General features: G+C 39.9%; 9 protein-coding genes. 2 read left to right on the top strand and 7 right to left on the bottom strand.

The genetic code is table 11. The annotated features are described in order from the left end of the window. Positions 1-347: 347 nt before the first annotated feature. Positions 348-1,499 carry a cell division protein ZapE gene (zapE, locus tag ACN6OV_RS13140; RefSeq protein WP_427953637.1) on the bottom strand — a complete coding sequence of 384 codons (1,152 nt, stop codon included), beginning with the start codon at positions 1,497-1,499 and terminating at the stop codon, positions 348-350. Positions 1,500-1,583: 84 nt separating this feature from the next. Continuing rightward, on the bottom strand, positions 1,584-2,591 hold the full coding sequence (locus ACN6OV_RS13135; RefSeq protein WP_427953635.1) for an AraC family transcriptional regulator ligand-binding domain-containing protein: 1,008 nt from the start codon (positions 2,589-2,591) through the stop codon (positions 1,584-1,586). A 157-nt stretch (positions 2,592-2,748) separates the two neighbouring features. Between ACN6OV_RS13135 and ACN6OV_RS13130 the strand changes: the two genes are divergently transcribed. Beyond that, positions 2,749-4,278 carry a flavin-containing monooxygenase gene (locus ACN6OV_RS13130; RefSeq protein WP_427953633.1) on the top strand — a complete coding sequence of 510 codons (1,530 nt, stop codon included), beginning with the start codon at positions 2,749-2,751 and terminating at the stop codon, positions 4,276-4,278. Positions 4,279-4,327: 49 nt separating this feature from the next. Then, positions 4,328-5,236: a lysine exporter LysO family protein gene (locus tag ACN6OV_RS13125; RefSeq protein WP_427953631.1), complete on the top strand. Its 909-nt coding sequence runs from the start codon at positions 4,328-4,330 to the stop codon at positions 5,234-5,236. Between the two features lie 108 nt (positions 5,237-5,344). Here the strand turns inward: ACN6OV_RS13125 and pyrF are convergent, their stop codons facing one another. The 5 genes from pyrF to cmk all read right to left on the bottom strand — a co-directional run bounded on the left by pyrF (position 5,345) and on the right by cmk (position 9,612). Then, positions 5,345-6,025, bottom strand: a complete 681-nt coding sequence (gene pyrF / locus ACN6OV_RS13120) for an orotidine-5'-phosphate decarboxylase (RefSeq protein ID WP_427953629.1) — start codon at positions 6,023-6,025, stop codon at positions 5,345-5,347. Positions 6,026-6,291: 266 nt separating this feature from the next. Further along, positions 6,292-6,657: a lipopolysaccharide assembly protein LapA domain-containing protein gene (locus ACN6OV_RS13115; RefSeq protein ID WP_427953627.1), complete on the bottom strand. Its 366-nt coding sequence runs from the start codon at positions 6,655-6,657 to the stop codon at positions 6,292-6,294. Positions 6,658-6,681: 24 nt separating this feature from the next. Beyond that, a complete protein-coding gene (locus ACN6OV_RS13110; RefSeq protein ID WP_427953625.1) occupies positions 6,682-6,984 on the bottom strand; it encodes an integration host factor subunit beta in 303 nt (100 codons plus the stop codon). 161 nt (positions 6,985-7,145) lie between these two features. Beyond that, the gene (gene rpsA / locus ACN6OV_RS13105; protein WP_427953623.1) at positions 7,146-8,822 is read right to left on the bottom strand and encodes a 30S ribosomal protein S1; all 1,677 of its coding nucleotides are present in this window, start codon (positions 8,820-8,822) and stop codon (positions 7,146-7,148) included. A 106-nt stretch (positions 8,823-8,928) separates the two neighbouring features. Further along, complete coding sequence (gene cmk, locus ACN6OV_RS13100; protein WP_427953621.1) at positions 8,929-9,612, bottom strand: (d)CMP kinase; 684 nt, start codon at positions 9,610-9,612, stop codon at positions 8,929-8,931. Positions 9,613-9,614: the final 2 nt, after the last annotated feature.

Here is a 9,614-nt window from a genome sequence, read left to right as displayed (position 1 = left end):
CCTTTTTACAGTGTATAAAGTTTTTGAAATGTCGAAATTAGACTTAAGTGCAGAATTTTGTTCTAAAACTGAACAAACGGTCATTAGCTTCCAACACATCTCATCGATTAAGCCATGAAATAACCAGAATGTCGATGCTGCAATATCAACCAACAAGTTTAAATTTAGCATTTTTCTCAATCAACACACATGACATTTCTGATAAAAAATTAAGCGAAAAATGTGACAATTCCATGATGTTGATAACGCGAATTTCCATCAATTCAAGCTTTCTTTTGATCAAATCATTGCCCAATAAAAAAGGACACAGTCAACTGCATCCTTTTAGGTACAACTCAAAATTAGACTTAATTTTCTAAACTGGTTTCTTTCGCTTTAATTTGGCGATGCGAAGTATGTAAATAATCGTCCGATTGCATTTCCAATAAACGCGAACGGGTACGCTCGATTTCAAAAGCCAACTTCTCACCTTGATAAATATCAATAATGCTGTCTTCAGAAGTCAGTAATAATTTCACGCCACGATCATAAAATTCATCGACTAAGTAAATAAAACGCCGTGTCCCTTCCGACAAATAATCAGTCATGTGCGGCACATTACTGACTAAAACCGTATTATAAATATTTGCGATTTCAATAAAATCGGCTGGGCTACGTGGCTTTAAACACAACTCCGAATATTCACACCACAATACATCTTCAGTATGCCCTATCGTTTCCACAATACGTTTATTAATAATAATCGGTTCTTGTGACTGCGTTTGCGTCTGCGTTAATGCGCTAAAACGCTGTGCCATCCACAATTTATGTTCATGCGTTAATGGTGATTTAAATAACTGTGCTTGCTTCAAGACACGTAAACGATAATCTACACCTGAATCGACATTCAACACTACACAGTGTTTTTGTACCATTTCAATGGTAGGCATAAAACGATCACGATGGATGCCATTTTTATACAGTCCCTCTGGTGCAATATTGGAGGTTGCAACCAAAGTAATACCACGTGTAAACAACTTTTGGAATAAATCACTTAGAATCATGGCATCGGTAACGTTCGACACAAAGAATTCATCAAAACAAATCACCACGGCTTCTTTATAAATTTGATCTGCAACCATCTCTAGAGGGTTACGCTGACCTGATAATTTATTCAGTTCACGATGCACGTATTGCATAAAGTGATGGAAATGCATGCGCGTTTTACGACGAAATGGTACAGATTCATAAAACTGATCCATTAGCCATGTTTTGCCACGGCCTACGCCCCCCCACATATACACGCCTTTCGGTGCAGTTTGACGGCGGAAACGACGGAAGGCTTTTTTCGATGCTTTAAAACGTTGAATCAATTCTTGCCAGACACGATCCAACTCATGCACTGCCTGCGCCTGTTCCTGATCTGGCAAAAATTGACCAGATGCTAAAGCTTGGGCATAACGCTCAGCTGGTGAAATCGGGGTAAATGCGGTGTTGTGTGGAGATTGGAATTCAGACATATCATTGAATACTTTTTGGGGCTAAATGGATTATAACGAAGAATAAAACTGAAGATATAACACTTTGGCATTAAACAGCTTAGGCTATTTATTGTATTGCCTTGGACTATGACCAAACCAGCGCTTAAAGGCATGATTAAACGCTGCAGGTTCTGAATAGCCTAGCAATTCTGCAATCATTTCAATTGAATATTCATTATATTCAATGAGACGCAAAGCTTTATCTTTAATAATATCTTCTCGGATTTGTTTATAACTGGTGTTTAACTGCTGTAGCTGGTGACGTAAGGTTCGCTCAGGTAAATTTAATGCTTGTGCAGTCGCTGCCATACTTGGCATTGCACCGCTTTGTAACTCTAAATAATCCTGCACCCGTTGGATCAGTGAAGGGGCATCCTCGTCTGAAGACAAGCGCTCAAGCTCAGCAAGGCATTTGGATTCATACAAGCGAAAAGTAATCAAATCCGCCGAAGGAATTCGAATATCCAACACATTTTCATCAAACCAAAATGCAGCGAATGGTGCATCAAAACGGACTTGCGAACCATAATAATCAGTATAGGTTTTTAATTTTTCAGCTTCCGTTGGCTCAGGAAATGGAAGATCAATTTCTACTTGCGGCGTAGACAAGCCCATCATTTTGTAGAGGTCACGAATAAATTTGTAAGTGCCCGAAATTTCCGACTGCGCCAACAATGCGCCCAAAGGTGAATACACATCTTGAGGTTGATAGCACAGCGCAACTTTATGCTGACTAAACTGCAAACTTAAACGACCAGTTAAATGCGTCAGTTGCTGAAAACGAATACCTTGATTCAGCGCGTGGCGTAAAGTTTCACTGGTCACCAAAAGCATGAGCAATGGCCCATAGCCCGCCAAGGTATAGTGCTGACCAATAAAAAGACCTTGTTCAGGTTCAACATCTTTACCAATCACTTTCAGTACATCCCATTCCAAACTTGGATGAATGACAGAAGTCGGATCGAGTGCATCGACACGCAGACCAATGCTTTGCAAACGTTGATCGACATCTACGCCTGCTTTACGCATTCCTTGTACTAAATACATCAGGCTTAGAATTGATCGTTTCATACATCATATAAAGAAATTAGATTTGTTCTTTTTTACTATAAATCCACCACGATTGAAATTGCCGTTATGATCAATTTTTCTGTCATGTCAATCATATTGTTTAACGATTAAACTCAAGTATGCTTAAAGAGAAATATCGCTTGGAATTAAAATAATCATGCTAGAAGCGCAAATTCAACACGATCAAACCAAAAATATAGCCCCTACTCTACGCACTCAAGTTGCAATCATTGGCGGTGGTTTTGGCGGTATTGCAATGGCAATTCGCCTCTTACAACAAAGCAACCACGATTTTATTATTTTAGAAAAAGCCAATGAACTTGGTGGTACTTGGCGTGAAAATCGTTATCCGGGTGCTGCATGTGATGTGCAATCTCACATGTATTCACTGTCTTTTGCACCGAAAACAGACTGGTCGAAACGCTACGCGGAAGCACCCGAAATTTTTGAGTATATTCAGCAAGTCGCCCGTGAATACAATTTACAACAGTACTGCCGCTTTAACAGCGAAGTGTATTCAGCAAAATACAATGAGAACACTTGTGAATGGCAACTTCAACTGAACGACAACATCACCCTCTCTGCTCAATATGTCATTTTCGCCTCAGGTCCTTTACATGTACCACAAATTCCTAAAATTCTCGGTATCGAGAAATTTAAAGGCAAAATATTCCACTCTTCACAATGGAATCATGAATACGATCTCAAAGATAAAAATGTTGCCTCCATTGGCACGGGTGGAAGCGCTATTCAATATATCCCTGAAATCGCCACTCAAACCAAGCAACTTTATGTATTTCAGCGCACTGCCGCTTGGGTCATCCCTCGGGATGAACGTAGCTATCTGAATTTAGAAAAGACCTTATTCAAAAAATTCGACTGGTATCGAAAAATCCATCGTGCACGTTTGTATTGGAGCAATGAATCTCGTGTGATCCCGATTGTTAAGCCTATCACCATGAAATATGCCCAAAAACTTGCTGAAATGTACATTAAGTATCAAGTCAAGGATGCCGACCTAGCTCAAAAGCTGATTCCAAATTACATCATGGGTTGTAAACGAATTTTAATTTCCAATAAATATTTTCCGACCTTTAACCGCCCAAATGTTGAATTGGTCACGGATACGATTCAGGAAGTTACAGAAAATAGTATTATCACCAAAGACGGAAAATCTCGTGAAATCGATTGTTTGATTTATGGTACGGGGTTTATTACCGACCCACGAATTTATCTTAAATCCTTTGCCTGTTTCGGCGAACACGGACAGGAACTTAAACAAGTTTGGCAAGATGGTGCAGAAAGTTATTATGGGATTTGCACCAAAGGTTTCCCGAATTTTTTTCAGCTTTTAGGCCCAAATACTGTGCTTGCCCATAACTCCGTCATCTTTATGATCGAAGCGCAAGTTGATTATATTTTACAAATGATGCAATTGGTGTCCAAATCAAAATCTCAAGCTATTGCAGTGAAAGATGACATTCAAAACCAATACAATGACCATATACAGCAGATGTTAGACGGCACGGTTTGGCAATCAGGCTGCGTCAGTTGGTATCAACAAGATGGAGGCAAAAACTTCGCACTCTGGCCGACTTATACGTGGAAGTACTGGCTAGCCACTCGAAAAATTAATGCTGCCGATTTTAGATTACTCAATAAAATCAATACGAGTCATGCAGCATAAGCAATAACAGGTCATAATAAGCAGGTATCTATTATCTGCTTATTTTTGTATGCAATCCTTTTGGTTAATCTTTCAACTTTTGGCCTGTTTAGCGGTCGGTTTTCTTATGGCAAGAAAACTTCCTGTTTGGTTAGAAAAGTTGGCATTTAAAATACTTCCTTATTTTACTTATATTCTCTTATTTGCAATCGCAATCGAATTTTCTCAAACCTTACATACCATTACAGCACCCTGGCAGATTTTATCCTCTGCTGTACTAATTGCCTTGACCACCTCTTTCGGCGCCTTTATTTGTTGTTATATATTATTCAAGGTTTTGGGTTATCAGCCCAGTCACGGCAAAGTTTCGATGCAACTGGTGACGAGTTCTCTAATTAACATTAGTTATGCATTTATTGCGCTCGGCATAGGTTACGCTTTTGCAGAACTCGCAGCATATTTTAGTATTCAGCCCCATATCAGTACTTGGCATTTACTTTTAGCCTTCATGCTTTTAATTGGGCTCGATCTTGCCTATTCACCACTGGATAAATCTTGGCTCAACTGGAAAATATTGCTTGTGCCACTAGGTTGTATCGTCGGCTCATTATTTGGGGCTTTTATTGCAGCTTATTTCCTTCCCAATCTAAGTATTCAAGACCTGATTATGCTGTCACAAGGTTATGGTTTTTATTCAATGACAGGGATTGTGGTCACAGAGTTAAAAAATGCGCATTTGGGCAGTATTGCGCTGATGAATGATTTGTTCCGCGAAATCTTTGCGATTATTTTTATGTATATTATTGGCTGGCGTTATCCACGTTCAGCAATTTCATCAGCCGGTGCAACTGCTATGGATGTGACGCTACCGATGGTAAAACAAGCGTGTGGTAATGACTTCATTCCACATGCCATGGTCAGCGGTTTTATTCTTTCCGTGCTTGCACCCATTTTTGTCAGTGTCTTGGCCGCGCTTTAATTCTTTTACACCGTCTCTCTAATTCCCTTCCTCAGGGAGAACGACCCAAAATTTCTATGATGAAATCAAGTCCTCTCACTGAGAGAGGACTTAGCTGAGAGAAATGTTTTACAAGGTCGCTAAAATATCTTTTAAAGTCTGACGCGGATTTTCAGATTTAGTAATCGGACGACCAATCACCAAATGTGTTGCCCCATCAAACATGGCTTGTTTAGGTGTCACAATACGTTTTTGATCATCTGCACTTGAACCTTCAGGGCGAATACCTGGGGTGACCAAAGCAAAATCATTACCCAAAGTTTCACGCAGCATTTTTGCTTCTTGTGCAGAACAGACTACCCCATCCAAACCACAGTCTTTGGTCAGTTTTGCAAGACGTTTAACCTGTTCAAATGGTTCAACATCCAAACCAATATCAGCCAAGTCTTCACGACCCATTGACGTTAACACCGTTACCGCAATCAGCTGAGTGTTATAATTTCCTGCTTTTAAACGCTCTACGCAGGTTTCCATCATTTTACGACCACCAGACGCATGGACATTCACCATCCACACTCCCATATCAGCAGCCGCACATACCGCTTGAGCTGTCGTATTTGGAATATCGTGAAATTTTAAATCTAAAAAGACTTCAAAGCCTTCGCCATGTAAAGCTTTAATAATTGATGGGCCTTCATGGGTAAATAATTCTTTACCAACTTTTACACGGCATAATTGAGGGTCCAATTGCCCTGCAATCGTCATTGCTTCAGTATGACTTTTTGCATCTAAGGCAACAATAATACTCATTGGGGAGACCCTTTCATTCTGACAAAAATTGCCTACATTATAGATCGATTCGCGCCTATCAGAAAGTCATAAAACTCATACGAATTGAATCAATTAATTTTAATTTATCTAACCTTTATAAGTTTTTCTTAACTCATTTCAATTTATACATAATTCTAGGCATAAAAAAACACCCTGATAATGATCAGAGTGTTTGAAAAATATCTTCCAGAAAAATTAAGTGTCTGTTTTAAACCTAACAGATTACCTAGTCAGCAAATACTATATTACAAAGGGTTAGATGGACGCTCATTCGCATCAATATCTAATACCGTCTTTTCATGACGAGTATGTGCAGCAGCTTCAGCAGCTGCAAGTTGAGCAGTTTGAATTTGCTCTTTACGAAGGCGTTCAATATCTTTGCGTAAGCGTTTAATTTCCCAGCTATTTTGGAATACTCGGAAAATTTGCACACCAAGCAATAAACCAAGTACTACACCCAAACCAAGAGTGAGTAATAAAAGCAAACCTAAACGCATTGCTGGTACTTGAGTAAATAGCAAGTCTACTGAAAGCTCAGTTCCATTTTGGAGAACCAATGCCAACGAATAGCCAAACAAAACCAGTAATAATACGACTAATACGTAACGCATAAATACCCCTAACTCTATTCAGTCTTATTTTGCAGATTCGTTTACCGCATCACGTAAAGCTTTACCTGGTTTAAAATGCGGTACTGCTTTTGCTGCAACTTCAACTGATTTACCAGTTTTTGGGTTACGACCTACACGTGGCTCACGGTGATGCAAAGCAAAGCTACCAAATCCACGAATTTCGATACGATTATCAGATGAAAGAGCTTCAATCATTTGATCAATCATAATCTTAACAGCCTCTTCCACTAGTGGTTCAGCCAAGTGTGGGTTTTTAAGAGAAATACGCTCTATTAAGTCAGACTTATTAAGTGCTTCAGTAGTCATCTGCGACCTCTTTAATTATCAAGCTACCTTGTAGATAGATTGATAATAACCTGTTTAAATACAAAACGGTAGCGTAATAAGTGAATACTACGCTACCGTTTATTGTATTTGTGTAAAAAGTATTAGTTAACTTACATTAACAATACAATTCAAACATCTACTTAGTTGCCCATTTGAGCTTTGATCAAATCACCAATAGTCTTAGGACCATTGTCTTGACCAGTAGTTGCTGTCTTCAAGTTAGCAACTGCTTCTTTCTCTTCAGCTTCGTCTTTCGCTTTGATAGACAAGTTGATAGAGCGAGATTTACGATCTACGTTGATGATTTTCGCTTCAACTTCTTGACCAACTTCAAGGAACTTAGTTGCATCTTCAACGCGGTCGCGGTTGATTTCAGATGCTTTAAGAGTCGCTTCAACTTCGTCAGCTAACTTAACAGTAGCGCCTTTAGCGTCAACTGCAGTTACAGTACCCTTAACCAATGCACCACGTTCGTTGTTCGCAAGGAAATCATTGAACGGATCGTTGTTCATTTGTTTGATACCAAGGCTGATACGGTTGCCTTCAGCGTCAACTGAAAGGATAACCGCTTCAACTGTGTCACCTTTCTTGTAACGACGGATAGCTTCTTCGCCTTGTTCGTTCCAAGAAATGTCAGACAAGTGAACTAGACCATCGATACCGCCTGGTAAACCGATGAAGATACCGAAGTCAGTGATTGACTTGATAGTACCTGAAACTTTTTCACCTTTGTCGTGTTCTTTAGCAAACTCTTCCCATGGGTTAGCACGAGTTTGTTTGATACCAAGAGAAATACGACGACGCTCTTCGTCAACTTCAAGAACCATAACATCAACTTCGTCACCAATCTGAACAACTTTAGATGGGTGGATGTTTTTGTTAGTGTGATCCATTTCAGAAACGTGTACTAAACCTTCAACGCCTTCAGCGATTTCTGCGAAACAGCCGTAGTCAGTTAAGTTAGTTACGCGAGCTTTAACGATAGAACCTTTAGGGTAACGGTTCATGATCGCTAACCATGGATCTTCGCCTAATTGTTTAAGACCTAAAGATACGCGGTTACGTTCGCGGTCGAATTTAAGTACTTTAACAGTAACTTCTTGACCAACTTCAACAACTTCTGAAGGGTGCTTGATACGTTTCCAAGCCATGTCAGTGATGTGAAGAAGACCATCAATACCGCCAAGGTCAACGAATGCACCGTAGTCAGTAAGGTTTTTAATAGTACCAGTAACTGTTTGACCTTCTTCAAGCTGAGCAAGAAGAGCTTCACGGTCAGCTGAAGATTCAGCTTCCATAACAGCACGACGAGATACAACAACGTTGTTACGTTTAGCATCAAGTTTGATTACTTTAAATTCTAACTCTTTACCTTCTAAGTGAGTAGTATCACGAATAGGACGAGTATCAACTAAAGAACCTGGAAGGAACGCACGAACTGGACCGATGTCAACAGTGAAACCGCCTTTAACCTTACCAGAGATAACACCAGTAACGATTTCGCCGTCTTCAAAGATTTTTTCAAGTTTAGTCCAAGTTTCAGCACGTTTCGCTTTTTCACGTGATAAAACTGTTTGACCCATGCCGTTGTCAAGCGCTTCAACAACAACATCAACAGTGTCGCCAACTTGAACTTCAAGTTCGCGTTGTTCATTTAAGAATTCAGCGCGGTCAACAATACCTTCTGATTTAAGGCCAGTGTCAACTGTTACCCAGTCAGAATCGATGTTTACTACAACGCCTTGGATGACAGCACCCTTTTCAACGTTGAGGTTTAATTCGCTTTCTTCAAAGAGGGCTGCAAAAGATTCGGTCATGATATACCTAGTAAAGTCAGCGGTCTTGGATCAGACAAGGCCGGTTTAATTAAGCATCTACATAGTCCGTATAAAACTGATCAAGCTATGCTTCTGCTGAAAATGTTTAGTTTGCTAATTGTTGATCGATGTAATTCGTCATCAACTTAAACACTTCATCGATGGTTAAATCTGAACTATCAATGATGTACGCATCGGAAGCTGGCTTGAGCGGAGCGACAGTGCGTTCCATATCTCGTTTATCGCGAGCTTCGATATTAGCTAAAATGTCGTTTATTTTAACATCCACGCCCATCGCCTGCAACTGGTTTACTCGACGCTCAGCACGTGATTGTGCCGATGCAGTTAAATAAATTTTGGCTTTGGCTTGTGGGAAAATTGAAGTAGCCATATCACGCCCATCTGCAACCAGACCCGGTGCTTGGGCAAAGGCATGTTGACGCTCTAACAGTGCTGCTCTAAGTTCAGGAATTGCTGCAACTTTTGATGCAAACTCACCCACTCGCTCAGTACGAATAATTTTCGAAACATCTTCACCATCTAACAACACCGTGATACCCGATGCATTTGTGACAAATTGTATGTCTAATTTTGTTGCAATTTTTACGCAAGTGGCAAGTTTAGTATCTAGTGATTCGATTAAATCGTGCTTATGCAATGACAATCCTAATAGCCGGTACAATGCGCCTGAATCAAGCAAATGAAATTGATAATGTGCAGCGATTTTTGCTGCTAATGTACCTTTGCCTGAACCACTAGGGCCATCAATGGTAATGATTTGAACTGTCATTG

Source organism: Acinetobacter sp. (assembly GCF_050285345.1).
Classification (GTDB): Bacteria; Pseudomonadota; Gammaproteobacteria; order Pseudomonadales; family Moraxellaceae; genus Acinetobacter.
This window is presented reverse-complemented; position numbering and strand designations above follow the sequence as displayed.